General features: G+C 59.7%; 11 protein-coding genes. 7 read left to right on the top strand and 4 right to left on the bottom strand.

What is annotated here, in order from left to right:
• Position 1 precedes the first annotated feature (1 nt).
• From AB4O11_RS20320 to AB4O11_RS20330, 3 genes are all read left to right on the top strand, one after another.
• On the top strand, positions 2-1219 hold the full coding sequence (locus tag AB4O11_RS20320; RefSeq protein ID WP_116255444.1) for a mandelate racemase/muconate lactonizing enzyme family protein: 1218 nt from the start codon (positions 2-4) through the stop codon (positions 1217-1219).
• Between the two features lie 163 nt (positions 1220-1382).
• The gene (locus AB4O11_RS20325; RefSeq protein WP_460090571.1) at positions 1383-2996 is read left to right on the top strand and encodes a GMC family oxidoreductase; all 1614 of its coding nucleotides are present in this window, start codon (positions 1383-1385) and stop codon (positions 2994-2996) included.
• Between the two features lie 102 nt (positions 2997-3098).
• On the top strand, positions 3099-3704 hold the full coding sequence (locus tag AB4O11_RS20330; RefSeq protein WP_460090572.1) for a DUF6338 family protein: 606 nt from the start codon (positions 3099-3101) through the stop codon (positions 3702-3704).
• Between the two features lie 126 nt (positions 3705-3830).
• Here AB4O11_RS20330 and AB4O11_RS20335 read toward each other — a convergent pair whose 3' ends face one another.
• Complete coding sequence (locus AB4O11_RS20335) at positions 3831-4730, bottom strand: LysR family transcriptional regulator (RefSeq protein ID WP_460128122.1); 900 nt, start codon at positions 4728-4730, stop codon at positions 3831-3833.
• 118 nt (positions 4731-4848) lie between these two features.
• Between AB4O11_RS20335 and AB4O11_RS20340 the strand changes: the two genes are divergently transcribed.
• Positions 4849-6216, top strand: a complete 1368-nt coding sequence (locus AB4O11_RS20340; RefSeq protein WP_460128125.1) for an MFS transporter — start codon at positions 4849-4851, stop codon at positions 6214-6216.
• Between the two features lie 30 nt (positions 6217-6246).
• Entirely contained in the window at positions 6247-7521 is a 1275-nt protein-coding gene (locus tag AB4O11_RS20345; RefSeq protein WP_460128127.1) for a glucarate dehydratase family protein, read from the top strand.
• A gap of 111 nt (positions 7522-7632) precedes the next feature.
• Here the strand turns inward: AB4O11_RS20345 and AB4O11_RS20350 are convergent, their stop codons facing one another.
• Complete coding sequence (locus AB4O11_RS20350) at positions 7633-8517, bottom strand: LysR substrate-binding domain-containing protein (RefSeq protein ID WP_093437464.1); 885 nt, start codon at positions 8515-8517, stop codon at positions 7633-7635.
• A gap of 157 nt (positions 8518-8674) precedes the next feature.
• Here AB4O11_RS20350 and ydiJ point away from each other — a divergent pair, with 157 nt between their 5' ends.
• On the top strand, positions 8675-11701 hold the full coding sequence (gene ydiJ / locus AB4O11_RS20355) for a D-2-hydroxyglutarate dehydrogenase YdiJ (protein WP_460128130.1): 3027 nt from the start codon (positions 8675-8677) through the stop codon (positions 11699-11701).
• On the opposite strand, the gene AB4O11_RS20360 is transcribed toward ydiJ, so the two are convergent.
• Together AB4O11_RS20360 and AB4O11_RS20365 are read right to left on the bottom strand one after the other, a co-directional pair.
• The gene (locus tag AB4O11_RS20360) at positions 11634-12323 is read right to left on the bottom strand and encodes a paraquat-inducible protein A (protein ID WP_095125707.1); all 690 of its coding nucleotides are present in this window, start codon (positions 12321-12323) and stop codon (positions 11634-11636) included. The genes ydiJ and AB4O11_RS20360 overlap by 68 nt on opposite strands.
• Positions 12320-12916, bottom strand: a complete 597-nt coding sequence (locus AB4O11_RS20365) for a paraquat-inducible protein A (RefSeq protein WP_093437478.1) — start codon at positions 12914-12916, stop codon at positions 12320-12322. The genes AB4O11_RS20360 and AB4O11_RS20365 overlap by 4 nt, the downstream gene beginning before the upstream one ends.
• A 218-nt stretch (positions 12917-13134) precedes the next feature.
• Between AB4O11_RS20365 and AB4O11_RS20370 the strand changes: the two genes are divergently transcribed.
• On the top strand, positions 13135-14301 hold the full coding sequence (locus AB4O11_RS20370; protein ID WP_460128133.1) for a DUF1624 domain-containing protein: 1167 nt from the start codon (positions 13135-13137) through the stop codon (positions 14299-14301).
• Positions 14302-14305: the final 4 nt, after the last annotated feature.

Raw genomic sequence — 14305 nt, forward strand, 5'->3', positions numbered from 1 at the left:
GATGAAAATCATCGCCCTTGAAACCCATATCGTTGCCGTACCGCCACCGCACATCGGCGGCATGTACTGGCTGTTCGTCAAGCTGAAGACCGATTGTGGCATTGAAGGTGTCGGCGAGATCTACGCCGCGACCTTCGGCCCGAAAGCCATGTTGCCGATCATTGAGGACGTGTTCGAACGCTACCTGCTCAATCACGATCCGCACCACATCGAGCGCTTCTTTCGCCAGGCGTATTCCAGCGGATTCACCCAGCGTCCCGATCTGACCATGATGGGCGTGGTCAGCGGTCTGGAGATGGCCTGCTGGGACATCATCGGCAAAGCCGCGAACAAACCGGTTTACGAGTTGCTCGGCGGCAAGGTCAATGAACGTCTGCGTTCCTACACCTACCTGTACCCCATCAACAGCCGTGGCGAGTACGACTACGACGACCCGGATCTGGCCGCCGAGTGCGCGATAGAGAACATGAACAAGGGCTTCACCGCCGTGAAGTTTGATCCGGCCGGCCCTTACACCGCGTACTCCGGGCACCAGATTTCGCTGGAAGTGCTGGAGCGATGCGAAACCTTCTGCCGCAAGATTCGCGAAGCAGTCGGCGACAAGTGCGACCTGCTCTTCGGTACCCACGGGCAGATGGTGCCCTCGTCGGCAATCCGCCTGGCCAAGCGTCTGGAGAAATACGACCCGCTGTGGTTCGAAGAGCCAGTGCCGCCGGGACAGGAAGAGGCCATGGCGCAGGTCGCGGCGAAGACCAGCATCCCGATCGCCACTGGCGAGCGCCTGACCACCAAGTACGAATTCTTCAAGCTGTTGCAGGCTGGCGGCGCGTCGATTCTGCAGATGAACGTGGCGCGCTGCGGCGGTCTGCTCGAAGCCAAGAAGATCGCCAGCATGGCCGAAGCCTACTACGCGCAAATCGCCCCGCACTTGTACAACGGGCCGATTGGCGCGGCGGCGAGTTTCCAGTTGGCGACCTGTACGCCGAATTTCCTGATTCAGGAAAGCATCGAGACGTGGGGTGGCTTCCACGCGCAAGTGCTGACCAAACCGTTGCAGTGGGAGGACGGCTACATCATTCCGTCCACCGAGCCGGGCCTGGGGGTTGAGCTGAACATGGACGTGGTGCGCAAGCATTCGCCGTACACCGGCGAGCGTTTGCACCTGCAGATGGCGCCGACCCCGGTGGACGTGAAAGACAGCTCACCAGCTCGCGGCTGACACAGGCTTTGATTGCCAGGCCAGTCCCCTGTGGGCGTGAGCTCGCTCGCGAACCGACGGGGTGTCAGGCAATGAAAATGCGAGCTGACAGGCAGTCTTCGCGAGCAAGCTCGCTCCCACAAGGGCGGCGAATTTTGTACAACGACTTACGCGGTAACCGTGCATGACATACGACTACATCATCGCTGGCGCCGGCGCCGCTGGCTGCGTGCTGGCCAACCGGCTCTCGGCCTCGGGCCAATACACCGTGCTGTTGCTGGAAGCGGGCGGCAAGGACAGTTCCCTGTGGTTCAAGATTCCGGTCGGCTTCGCCAAAATGTATTACAACCCGACCTTCAACTGGATGTATTACAGCCAGCCACAGAAACAACTGAGCAACCGCGAAATCTACGCACCGCGCGGCAAGGTGCAGGGCGGCTCCGGCTCGATCAACGCGATGATCTACGTGCGCGGCCAGGCTCATGATTTTGATGATTGGGCCGCCAATGGCAACGACGGCTGGGGCTTCAAGGACGTGTTGCCGTACTTCCGCAAACTGGAAAATCATCCACTGGGTGACAGCGAATATCACGGTGGCAGCGGCCCGATCAGTATTACGCCGATGAAGGGCCAGACCCATCCGATCTGCGATGTGTTTCTTGAGGGCTGCTCGGAACTCGGCTATCCGCGCAGTGAAGATTTCAACGGAGCGAAGTTCGAAGGGGCGGGTCTCTACGACGTCAACACCAAGAACGGTCAGCGCTGCTCCAGCAGCTTCGCGCATCTGCATCCAGCACTGAAGCGGCCGAACCTGACGGTCGAGCACTTCGCGCTGGTGGATCGGGTGTTGTTTGATGACGCGCAACAACAGGCGACCGGGATCTCGATTACTCAGCATGGCGTGGTACGAACCTTTACTGCACGCAAGGAAGTGATCTTGTGTGCAGGTGCCGTCGACACACCGAAGATCCTGCAACTGTCCGGCGTGGCGGATCGTGAGCTTCTGGCCAAACATCAGATTCCCTTGGTCAAACACCTGCCGGCAGTCGGGCAGAACCTGCAGGATCACCTGTGCACCAGCTATTACTACAAGGCCAATATCCCGACGCTCAACGATGAACTGAGTTCGCTGTTCGGTCAGTTCAAACTCGGCGTGAAATACCTGCTGACGCGCAAGGGCGCCTTGGCCATGAGCGTCAATCAGGCCGGTGGTTTTTTCCGTGGCGACGCGCAGCAGAATCACCCGAACCTGCAGCTGTATTTCAACCCGCTGTCGTACCAGATCCCGAAAAACAACAAGGCCAGCCTCAAGCCTGAGCCGTATTCCGGCTTTCTGCTGTGCTTCAATCCGTGCCGGCCGACCAGCCGTGGGTATATCGAAATCGCCTCGAAAAATCCCCGGGACGCGGCGCTGATCGATCCGAATTACCTGAGCACGCAAAAGGATATCGACGAGGTGATACAAGGCAGTCGCCTGATGCGCAAGATCATGAATGCGCCGGCGCTAAAGGCCATTACCGTTGACGAGGTTTTGCCTGGGCCGGCGGTAGAAACAGACGAACAGATGTTGCAGTACTTCCGCGATAACTGTGGCTCGATCTATCACCTCTGCGGTTCGTGCGCGATGGGCGTTGACGAGCAGACGTCGGTGGTCGACAAGCGGCTGAAGGTGCACGGTTTCCAAGGGCTGCGGATTGTTGATGCGTCGATCTTTCCGAACGTGACATCGGGCAATACTCACGCGGCGGTGTTGATGGTGGCGGAGAAGGGCGCGGATCTGATTTTGCAGGATGCGTAATGAGTGGTGACAGTTGCGCGTGAGGGTTTTCAGCCGTGTGCACTAGGCTTTTGAGGGGCGGTCGATAGTCAGATCGGCCGGTCTTTCAAGGAGCCTCGGATCATGGATGATCTGGTCAAAGAAGTAATTCCGCTGTTGCAGTACCTGATTCCCGGTTTTTTGTCGGCGTGGATTTTTTATTCGCTGACGGCTTTCAGACGACCCGATACGTTCGGGCAGATTGTCCAGGCGCTGATTTTTACATTTGTGATTCAGGGAGCGGTTTTGGGGATTGGGGCGATGTGTTTGTGGGTAGGCTCGAAAGGCTTTTCTGTAGGACGTTGGGATGCCAAGGCCGAAACAATTTGGGCATTCGTTGTGTCGGTGACGCTCGGGTTGCTTTCCTGCTACCTGGCCACGAATGACAAATTGCATGGCTGGTTACGCAGTCGAAATGTCACGAAACAAACTTCCTACCCCAGCGAATGGTTCAGCGTTTTTGCCCAACATCATCGTCTGGTCACGCTACATTTGAACGATGAAAGGCGCGTTTTTGGCTGGCCCGTGGAGTGGCCACCGGAATCCAGCAGTGGCCAGTTCGTGATGCAGAATCCCTGTTGGCTGGATGCCGAAGGGGCAGAAGTGCCTTTTGGCGCTGAGTTTTTGCTGATAGATTCCGGCAAGGTCAAGTGGGTCGAATTCGGCCCGAAATCGGAGGTTTCTTTATGACAGCCAGAGCACCGCAACCAATGCCGGAATGGGTAGCGCGTCGTTACACGAAAGATGGCAAGCCAGTGGCAAATGCGCAGCCTAGAGCACCGAGCGCTCCACCACCGCTGAAGAGCTAGTATTTCCTTAGCCCCAACCCTCAGCCACCGCCCGGCGAATCGCTTCCAGCAACATCGCAAACGCCGGGTTGTCGTTGTTCTCGCGCCAGATCAGATGCAGCTCGCTCTGCACGCCTTCACCCAGATCGATATCGCGAAATACCACATTCTTGAACACCACACTGGTGGCGCAGCGCGGTACCAGCGCCAGGCCCATCCCGGCATTCACCAGTGCCAGAATCGTCAACGATGAGCCCAGCCACTGCACATAATCCGGCGCAACCCGAGCCGAGCGCAGCATTCCGGTGAGCAATTCGTTGAATGGCGGATACGCGGCATGGGAGTACATCAGGAACGGTTGTTTATCCAGATCACTGACCGCCACTTCAGCCGCCGACGTCAATGGGTGTCCGCTCGGCACCGCCAGTACAAACGGTTCGCGCACCAGGCATTCAGTCGCGTAGCCAGGCTCCAATAGCGGCGCGCGGGCGATGCCCAAATCGATGCGTCGCGCGCGCAGGGCTTCGTGCTGCTGGTAAGTGTTCATCTCCGACAGATCGATTTTCACCTGCGGTTGTTTCAGGCGCGCCTCGGCAATCACCTTAGGCAGAAATTCATACACCGCGCTGCCGACAAAACTGATGTTCACCGTACCGATGTCGCCCTCTGCGAACCGTCGGGCAGTGACGGCTGCTTGCTGTGCGCGCTCCAGCAGGTTCTGTGCTTCGACGAAGAACGCCCGACCGGCAGCCGTTAGCGCGACGCTACGAGTGCTGCGGGTAAACAGTTCGACGCCGAGGTGATGCTCGAGCAATTGAATCTGCCGGCTCAGTGGCGGCTGGGTCATGTTCAGTCGCTCAGCGGCGCGGCGAAAGTTGAGTTCGGTGGCGACCGTGGTGAAGCAGCGCAGTTGAGTCAGTTCGAACATTGATCTAATCCGGGTATCAATCGAATGCCAAGTTAGATTAGACGGGATCAATGACCCCGTCCATGATCGGCCCATCGCTTTACGCCATCCCTAAAAAAACAAGATCGGGAGTCGCCCCTTGAAAACCCTCCAGAGTCCGCTGGACGTCACGGTGCTTGCCCGTGCCGCCGCCAAGGTCAAGCGCCACGTGCTGCCGCTGTTCGTGGTGATGTTCATCGTCAACTACATCGATCGGGTCAACATCGGTTTCGTGCGCAGCCACATGGAAACCGACCTCGGCATCGGTGCGGCGGCTTACGGCCTCGGTGCCGGTTTGTTCTTTGTTGGCTACGCGCTGTTCGAAGTGCCGTCCAACATGCTCCTGCAACGTTACGGCGCACGGGTCTGGCTGACGCGGATCATGTTCACCTGGGGCGCGGCCGCCATGGCCATGGCGTTCGTTAGAGGTGAAACCAGTTTCTATGTGCTGCGCTTTATTCTCGGCGCGGCCGAAGCAGGGTTCTTTCCGGGGATCATTTATTACTTCACCCAATGGCTGCCAGCCTCCGAGCGCGGCAAGACCATGGCGGTGTTTCTCAGCGGTTCGGCGATTGCTTCGGTGATCTCCGGCCCGGTGTCCGGTGCGTTGCTGCATATCAGTGGCCTGGGTTTGCATGGCTGGCAGTGGATGTTCCTGATCGAGGGTGCCGCATCGGTGGTGCTCTGCGCATTTGTCTGGTTCTGGGTGCAATCGCATCCGCGTCAGGCCAAGTGGCTGAGCGAAGAGGAACGCGAAGCGCTGGTGGCGGCGATTGCCGAGGAGCAGCGTGCTCGTGAGGCGGTGCAAGTGGCCAAACCGTCGATGTTCAAGCTGTTGGCGGATCGGCAGATTGCGCTGTTCTGTTTCATCTACTTCTCCATTGCCCTGACCATTTACGGCGCGACGTTCTGGCTGCCGAGCATGATCAAGAAGATGGGCAACCTCGGTGACTTCCAGGTCGGCCTGCTCAATTCGATTCCGTGGATCATTTCGATTGTTGCTATGTATGGTTTCGCGGCGATGGCCGGCAAGTGGAAATTCCAGCAAGCCTGGGTCGCGCTGACACTGGTGATCGCGGCGATCGGCATGTTCATGTCGACCACTGGCGGGCCGATCTTCGCCTTCGTTGCCATCTGTTTCGCCGCCATCGGCTTCAAGGCTGCGTCGGCGTTGTTCTGGCCGATTCCGCAAAGCTATCTGGATGCGCGTATCGCCGCTGCGGTGATCGCCCTGATCAACTCCATCGGCAACCTCGGCGGCTTCGTTGCACCGACGGCGTTCGGCTTCCTCGAAGAAACCACTGGCTCCATCGAGGGCGGTCTTTATGGCCTGGCGGCGACGTCACTGGTCGCTGCGGTGGTGATCTTCTTTGCTCGCACGGCCCCGGGTGCCAAGGGTAAAGCTCCGGCAAAGCCCCATGACGAGACCGCCGTTGTCGCGACGGCCAGACCGGCCGCGAGCCATTGAATTGATTGTTGATCTGTCAGGAGCGTTATCTTGAAAATCACCCGTGTCACCGTGACCCCGATTGCCTTTCGTGATCCGCCGCTGCTCAACGCCAGCGGCATCCACGAACCGTTTGCCCTGCGTTCGATCATCGAGATCGAAAGCGATAACGGCTACATCGGCCTCGGCGAAAGCTATGGCGATGCCCCGGCGCTGGCGATCCAGCAGCAGTTGCAGGGGCAACTGATCGGCCTCGACCCGTTCAACCTCAACCAGTTGCGCGCGATCGTGCAGGCCACCGTTGCCGCGAACAAACCTGCAAGCATTGCTGGTGCCGAACTGGCGCCCGGTTCCCACGCCAGTAAAGCAGTGAGCAATGCCTATTCGGCGTTCGAAGTGGCGTTCCTCGATTTGCAGGCGCATTACCTCAATGTGCCGCTGGTGGATCTGCTCGGCGGTGCCATTCGCGATGAAGTGCCGTTCAGCGCCTACCTGTTCTTCAAGTATGCGCAGCATGTTGATTCGCCGTACAAACCGGACAATTGGGGCGAGGCGCTCAGCGAGCAGCAGATCGTCGCCCAAGCCGCGCGGATGATCGAGGCGTACGGTTTCAAGAGCATCAAGCTCAAGGCCGGCACCTTGCCGCCGGAGCATGAGGTGGCGTGCATCAAAGCGTTGAAAAAGGCTTTTCCCGGTTACCCGTTGCGCATCGATCCGAACGGCAACTGGTCGCTGGAAACCTCGATTCGCATGGCCGAGTTGCTCGGCGATGATTTGCAGTATTACGAAGACCCGACCCCGGGCCTCGACGGCATGGCCGAACTGCACAAGCGTACTGGTCTGCCGCTGGCGACCAATATGGTGGTCACCGATTTCGACGAGTTCCGTCGCAGCGTTGCGCAGAACAGTGTGCAGATCGTGCTTGCCGATCACCATTACTGGGGTGGCCTGCGCGACACGCAGACGCTGGCGAAGATGTGCGATGTGTTCGGTCTCGGTGTGTCGATGCATTCCAATTCACACCTGGGTATCAGCCTGATGGCGATGGCGCATGTCGCGGCGGCGGTGCCGAATCTGGATTACGCCTGCGACACCCATTACCCGTGGCAGGAGCCGGATGAGGAGGTGATCAAGGGTGGCAAACTGCCGATTGTCGATGGTTGCGTGAAGATCACCCGCGCGCCGGGGCTTGGGCTGGAGCTGGACCGGGATCAGTTGGGCAAGCTGCATGATCAGTACCTGACGTGCGGGATTCGTCAGCGCGATGATGTGCGGCAGATGCAGCGCTACAAGCCGGACTGGAAGGCGGTCAAGCCGAGATTTTGATGTCGTGCTCGCTGGCCTCTTCGCGAGCAAGCTCGCTCCCACATTTGATCTGTGGCGTTCACAAATCCTTTGTGGGAGCGAGCTTGCTCGCGAAGGGGGCGACTCATTCCTTCAGAGTGTATGCACCAGCCAATCCCGAAACGCTTTCAGCGACGGTAAATTCTCATTGCGCGGCGGATACACCAGGTAATAGCTGCGCCGACTGGTAATCGCCTCACCCAGCTGCAGCAGTTCACCCTTCAACAACTCATCCTCAACCAGAATCCGCGGCACCAACCCCACACCAATATTGGCCCGCACTGCCTGAATCAAGTGCGAAGTCATTTCAAAGCTCGGCCCGATACGCATGCTGCGGTGCGGCAGACCTTGATGGCTGAACCACTCCGCCCACGCCTGGGCATTGCTGCTGACATTGAGCAGCAGTTGCCCGGCGATGTGTTGTTCGGCGTCGTCGCGTTCGGCGTCGGACAGCTGCGCACTGGCAATCACCACCAATTCTTCCGTGTGCAGGGGCAGGGCGGTCAGCCCCGGCCAGTCACCACCGCCGACACAGATTGCCGCATCGATTTCGCTGGTATCGAAATCAATCGCTTCGATCCGCGAATGCAAATGCACGGTCATACCCGGGTGCGCGGTGTAGAAATCCTTGAGTCGCGGCAATAGCCACTTCGAACCGAAAGTCGGCAGCGTTGCCAGGCGCAAGCTGTGAATGCCCGAACCAAACGCCATGGCCTGCAACGTCGCGCTGCGAATCTGCCCAAGCGCTTCAGCAAGTTCGCGCTGATACATGCGTCCGACATCGGTCAGCACCACTTGCCGGCCTTCGCGCGTGAACAGGCGCATGCCGAGCATTTTCTCGAGAATCTGCACCTGACGGCTGACCGCACTCTGCGTCAGCGACAGTTCATGAGCAGCGCGGGTGTAGCTTTCGTGGCGTGCGGCGGCCTCGAAAGCCAGCAATAACGACATGGAAGGCGTGAGTGTGCGCGGATTCATTCGTAAAAGTCATCAATAGCGGGTCGAATTTACGGTTGTCCCGGCGTTCGCCAGCAATGAACATGGACACCATGAGATGGCGGAGCCTGACGCAATCATTCGTTGCGTACAACTGTTCACCGCCACGCGGCCCGATTTGACCGAGATAACCTGACCGATGATTGCCCAGCTGTCCCCCGCCAAAGCCCTGACCAGCGATTACCAGCAGTTCCTCAAAGCCCTGAAAGCCAGCGGCTTTCGCGGTGAAATCAGCGCCGATTACGCCAGCCGTGTCGTGCTGGCGACCGACAACTCGATCTATCAGCGCCTGCCGCAAGCGGCGGTGTTTCCGCTGGACGCTGATGACGTGGCGCGGGTGGCGCGGCTGATCGCCGAACCGGCCTATCAACAAGTGGTGATCACCCCGCGCGGTGGCGGCACCGGCACCAACGGCCAATCGCTGACGGACGGTATTGTCGTCGACCTGTCGCGGCACATGAACCGCATTCTGGAGATCAACGTTGAAGAGCGCTGGGTGCGGGTGCAGGCCGGGGTGGTCAAGGATCAGCTCAACGCCGCGCTGAAATCCGCCGGGCTGTTTTTCGCCCCGGAATTGTCGACCTCCAACCGCGCCACCGTCGGCGGCATGATCAACACCGATGCCAGTGGTCAGGGCAGTTGCACCTATGGCAAGACCCGCGACCATGTGCTCGAACTCGACATGATCTTGCGCGGCGGTGAGCGCCTGCACGGGCAGCCTCTTGCGGAAAGCGAACTCGAAGCCCTGTGCGCCCGCGAAGATCGCGTCGGTGAGGTCTATCGCTGCGCCCGGCAGATCATTGATGAGCAGGGTGAACTGATCAAACAGCGCTTCCCCGATCTCAACCGTTGCCTGACCGGTTATGACCTCGCACACCTGCGTGAGGCGGACAATCGCTTCAACTTCAACAGCGTGCTGTGCGGTGCCGAAGGCTCGCTGGGGTTTGTCGTCGAAGCGCGGCTGAATGTCTTGCCGATCCCCAAGCACACAATGTTGGTGAATATCCGCTACGCCGGGTTCATGGACGCACTGCGCGACGCCCGCGCCTTGATGGCGCTCAAACCGTTGTCGATCGAAACCGTTGACTCGAAAGTCTTGCTGCTGGCGATGCAGGACATCGTCTGGCACGGCGTCGCCGAGTATTTCCCGGAAAGCGCCGAGCGGCCGACCCCGGGCATCAACCTGGTGGAGTTCTGCGGCGACGATCCTGAAGAGCTGCGAGGTCGGGTCGAGGCGTTCGTCGAGCACTTGAGCAGCGACCGCACAGTCGAGCGTTTGGGCCACACGCTGGCGGTCGGGCACGCTGCGGTAAACAAGGTCTACGGCATGCGCAAACGTGCGGTAGGCCTGCTCGGCAACGTTGCCGGTGAAGCGCGGCCGCAGCCGTTTGTGGAAGACACCGCGGTACCGCCGCAGCACTTGGCCGAGTACATCGCTGAATTGCGCGACCTGCTCGACAGCCACGGTTTGCAATACGGCATGTTCGGTCACGTCGATGCAGGCGTGCTGCACGTGCGGCCGATCCTCGACATGAAAGATCCGCAGCAAGCGGCGCTGGTGCGTCCGGTGTCCGATGGTGTCGCCGCGCTGACCCAGCGTTACGGTGGCCTTCTGTGGGGCGAGCACGGTAAAGGTCTGCGCTCGGAATACTCACCGGCATTCTTCGGTGAGTTGTATCCGGCGCTGCAAGCGCTGAAAGCTGCATTTGACCCGTTCAACCAGTTCAATCCGGGCAAAATCGCCACGCCGGCTAACACCGATGCGGCGCTGCTGAAAATCGATGAAGTCACTTTGCGCGGTGAACTCGATCGACAGATCGACGAAAAGGTCTGGCAGAGCTACGGCGCGGCCATGCACTGCAATGGCAACGGCGCCTGCTACAACTTTGACCCCGACGACGCCATGTGCCCGTCGTGGAAAGCCACCCGCGAGCGCGCTCAGTCGCCCAAGGGCCGTGCCTCGTTGATCCGCGAGTGGCTGCGTTTGCAGGGCGAGGCGGGTGTCGATGTGTTGTCCGAGGCGATTCGCAAGCCGGCGTTTTTCAGCACGTTGTGGCAGCGCTGGCGCAACAGTCGTGCGCAGGCCGAAGACTTCTCCCACGAAGTCTACGACGCCATGGCCGGTTGCCTGGCGTGCAAATCCTGCGCGGGACAGTGCCCGGTCAAGGTCAACGTGCCGGAGTTTCGTTCGCGCTTTCTCGAGCTGTATCACAGCCGTTATCTGCGCCCGGCGCGGGATTACCTGATCGCCTCGCTGGAATACAGCATCCCGTACATGGCGCGGATTCCGGCGCTGTATAACGGGTTGATGGGCGCTGCATGGGTTCGCGGGCTGCTGGAACGCGTCGGCGGCATGATCGATGTGCCGTTGCTCAGTCGCTTCGATTTCCACGCTGCGATGCGCCGTTGGCAAGTGCAGCCAGCGACGGTGTCGACCTTGGCGGCGCTGACTCCAGCGCAACGCGAACGCAGTGTGGTCATCGTGCAGGATGCCTTCACGCGCTACTTCGAAGCGCCGCTGTTGGCCGATCTGGTCGAGCTGATTTCGCGTCTGGGTTATCAGGTGTATCTGGCGCCGTTCAGCGCCAACGGCAAACCGCTGCACGTGCAGGGCTTCCTCTCGGCGTTCAACCGCGCGGCGCTGCGCAATGCCCGGCAGTTGCGCGAATTGGCGGACATCGGTGTGCCGTTGCTGGGCCTCGATCCGGCGATGACGCTGGTGTATCGCCAGGAATACCTGAAAGTCCCCGGCATGCAGCAATGCCCGGAGGTGGCGCTGGTGCAGGAATGGTTGCTCAAGGTCATGCCAGAGCAGGCGCCGCAGGATAAAACCGCCTCGTTCCGACTGCTCGCCCATTGCACCGAGAAAACCAACGCCCCGGCCGCGACTCGGCAGTGGGAACAGGTGTTCGAGCGCGCAGGGTTAAAACTGGCCACGCAAGCCACCGGTTGCTGCGGCATGTCCGGGACCTACGGCCACGAAGCGCGCAACCGCGAAACCTCAGCGGTGATCTACGAGCAGTCGTGGGCCCGTCAGGTGGCGGCGCCGGCAGAGCAGGGTGAAGCGTTGGCCACGGGGTATTCCTGCCGCAGTCAGGTCAAGCGCCAGTCGGATCAGGCACTGCGCCATCCGTTGCAGGTGTTGCTGACGGCTCTGCGTCGCTGAGTGGTTCATCGTCCGGAGCGTTGTCCCAGATCAGCCGAGGGTCGAAGCTCATTGCCGAGAGCATGGTCAGCACCACGACCATGCCGAAGAACAGGATGCCCGGTCGCGGTTCGATATCGCCCAGTGTCTGGAACTTCACCAACGCTGCGACCAGTGCGACCACCAGTACATCAAGCATTGACCAGTAGCCGATCAGCTCGACGAAGCGGAACATTTTCGAGCGCTCTCGGCGTGCCCAGCCACTGTCGCGTTGCACCGTGATCAACAACAGCGACAGGGCGACGAACTTGACGCCCGGCACGGCGATACTGGCAATAAAGATGATCAGTGCGATGTCCCACGCGCCATGCTGCCAGAACTCCAGCACGCCACTCATGATCGTGCTGTCGGCGCCGCTGCCAAGCATGGTGGTGTTCATCACCGGCAGCAGATTGGCCGGCACGTAAAACGCCAGCGCCGCGAGCATATAGGCCCAGGTGCGCGCCAGTGAATTAGTCTTGCGTCGATGCAGCGGCGCGTCGCAACGGGGGCATTCATGTGGCTCGTCGGTCATGTCGCAGGCCAGGCCACAGCTGTGGCACAGGCACAGGTTGAGTTCGCTGGCAGTCGCGGGTCGGTTCATGGAATATCCCATAGGTCGCGGATATCGCGGCCGGCAATCCTGATCATCATCAAACTCAGCACGGCCAATGCGAACAGGCCGATGCCGGGCAACACGTCGAGCAATCCCGCCAGTTTGAACACCGCGACCATCGCCCCCAGCAGGCACACTTCGAGCATGCTCCACGGCCGCAGGGTTTCCAGCCAGCGCATGCACAACTTGAACCCCGGTGCGCGTCGCGATGACAGCGCGAAGCTAAGCACCCAGGTCAGCAGGACCAGTTGAAATGCCGGGGCAATAATGATCGAAATTGCCGCGACCATCGCTATGAAGGTGATCGGCCCCTGACTCAGCGCCAGCACAGAATCCCACAGCGTCGCACTGTTTTTCAGGCCTTTGAGGCTGATGCTCATCACCGGATAGAAATTGGCAAACAGCCACAGCATCGCCGCCGTGAAGGTCAGGGCCAGGCGCTGTTCGACGGTCAAACCGTTGAAGCGCTGGAGCACGCCGCCACAACGCACGCACGAGGTTTTCTGGTGTTTGGCCAGCACGGCTTTTTCGTACACGCAGTCGCAGTGCTCGCAAATGATCAGGTGTTCGGTGTTGACCATGGACAACGCTCGACAACAGGCCGCAAGGGCAGGGGGACCTGATCACTATAGAAGCCTGAGGCTATTGGGCAACCTGGACGGTGTGATCGGCTGCGGTTTTCTGAGAATTGCTATCGATTGGGCTTTGGATTTTGCTTTTTAGTGTTATAAGGTAACGCAACATTTTCAGGGCAGTCCTTGTCGGCGCCCGCTGTTAACCCTTCGATTGCGAAACGCTCATGACAATTGCGCTCCCCCATTCTGCCTCGCCCACTGGCCGGCTGCTGTCCATTGACGCCCTCAGAGGCCTGGTCATTCTGTTCATGCTGCTGGACCACGTGCGCGAAACTTTTTTGCTGCACCGCCAGGTCGCCGACCCGATGGACATTGCCAGCACTGAACCGGCGTTGTTTTTCAGTCGCACGCTGGCGCATCTGTGTGCGCCAGTGTTCGTGCTGCTGACGGGATTTTCGGCGTGGTTGTTCGGCGAAAAGTACGCAGGCAAGGCCGATGTCAGTGCGTTTCTGTTCAAACGCGGTCTGTTTCTGGTGGTGCTGGAGTTCACGCTGGTGAACTTCGCGTGGACCTTCCAACTGCCACCGAGTGTGATTTATCTGCAAGTGATCTGGGCGATCGGCTTGAGCATGATCGCCCTGTCGCTGCTGGTGTGGCTGCCGCGCTGGCTGTTGCTGACGTTGAGCCTGACGATCATCGCCGGACACAACCTGCTCGACGCGGTGTATTTCCCGGTGGAGTCGGCGCTGCATGTGCCGTGGGCGATTTTGCATGATCGTGGCTGGATCGAAGTCAGTGAAAATCTGCGCCTGCGCACCTCCTATCCGTTACTGCCGTGGATCGGTGTGATCGGTCTGGGTTATGCGCTCGGGCCGTGGTTTGCTCGTGGCGTTGAAGCAGGTTTGCGTCAGTGCCACCTGCTGATCGCGGGTAGCGCCGGACTGCTGGGTTTTGTCGGGCTGCGGCTGATCAACGGCTATGGCGAAAAACCATGGGCCGTGGGTGACACGTCGGTGCAAACCCTGATGAGTTTTTTCAACATCACCAAGTACCCGCCGTCATTGTTGTTTATCGCGCTGACCGTGAGCGTCGGGCTGTTGCTGCTGCTGGCCTTCGAGCGTGTACAGGATCGCCGCTGGATTCGCTGGCTGACTGTGTTCGGTTCGGCGCCGATGTTTTTCTATCTGCTGCATCTGTACGCGTTGAAGGTGTTGTACCTGATCGGTGTGGCGCTGTTCGGGCTGAATCAGGGCAGCTATTTCGGCTTTTCGTCCGTCTCGGCAATCTGGCTGGCCGCAGTCATTCTGGCGATTGTGCTGTTCCCGGCCGTGCGCTGGTTCTCTGCGTTGAAGGCTCGTCGCCGTGACATCGCTTGGTTGAAGTATCTGTAAACGC

It is taken from the genome of Pseudomonas sp. H1_D05, assembly GCF_054682705.1.

What these genes read in the sequence shown, in the direction of transcription:
- AB4O11_RS20360 (WP_095125707.1), bottom strand. Translation starts at nt 12,323, where the DNA reads ATGAACCGACCCGCGACTGCCAGCGAACTCAACCTGTGCCTGTGCCAC.
- AB4O11_RS20365 (WP_093437478.1), bottom strand. Translation starts at nt 12,916, where the DNA reads ATGGTCAACACCGAACACCTGATCATTTGCGAGCACTGCGACTGCGTG.
- AB4O11_RS20370 (WP_460128133.1), top strand. Translation starts at nt 13,135, where the DNA reads ATGACAATTGCGCTCCCCCATTCTGCCTCGCCCACTGGCCGGCTGCTG.
- AB4O11_RS20335 (WP_460128122.1), bottom strand. Translation starts at nt 4,730, where the DNA reads ATGTTCGAACTGACTCAACTGCGCTGCTTCACCACGGTCGCCACCGAA.
- AB4O11_RS20330 (WP_460090572.1), top strand. Translation starts at nt 3,099, where the DNA reads ATGGATGATCTGGTCAAAGAAGTAATTCCGCTGTTGCAGTACCTGATT.
- AB4O11_RS20350 (WP_093437464.1), bottom strand. Translation starts at nt 8,517, where the DNA reads ATGAATCCGCGCACACTCACGCCTTCCATGTCGTTATTGCTGGCTTTC.
- ydiJ (WP_460128130.1), top strand. Translation starts at nt 8,675, where the DNA reads ATGATTGCCCAGCTGTCCCCCGCCAAAGCCCTGACCAGCGATTACCAG.
- AB4O11_RS20325 (WP_460090571.1), top strand. Translation starts at nt 1,383, where the DNA reads ATGACATACGACTACATCATCGCTGGCGCCGGCGCCGCTGGCTGCGTG.
- AB4O11_RS20320 (WP_116255444.1), top strand. Translation starts at nt 2, where the DNA reads ATGAAAATCATCGCCCTTGAAACCCATATCGTTGCCGTACCGCCACCG.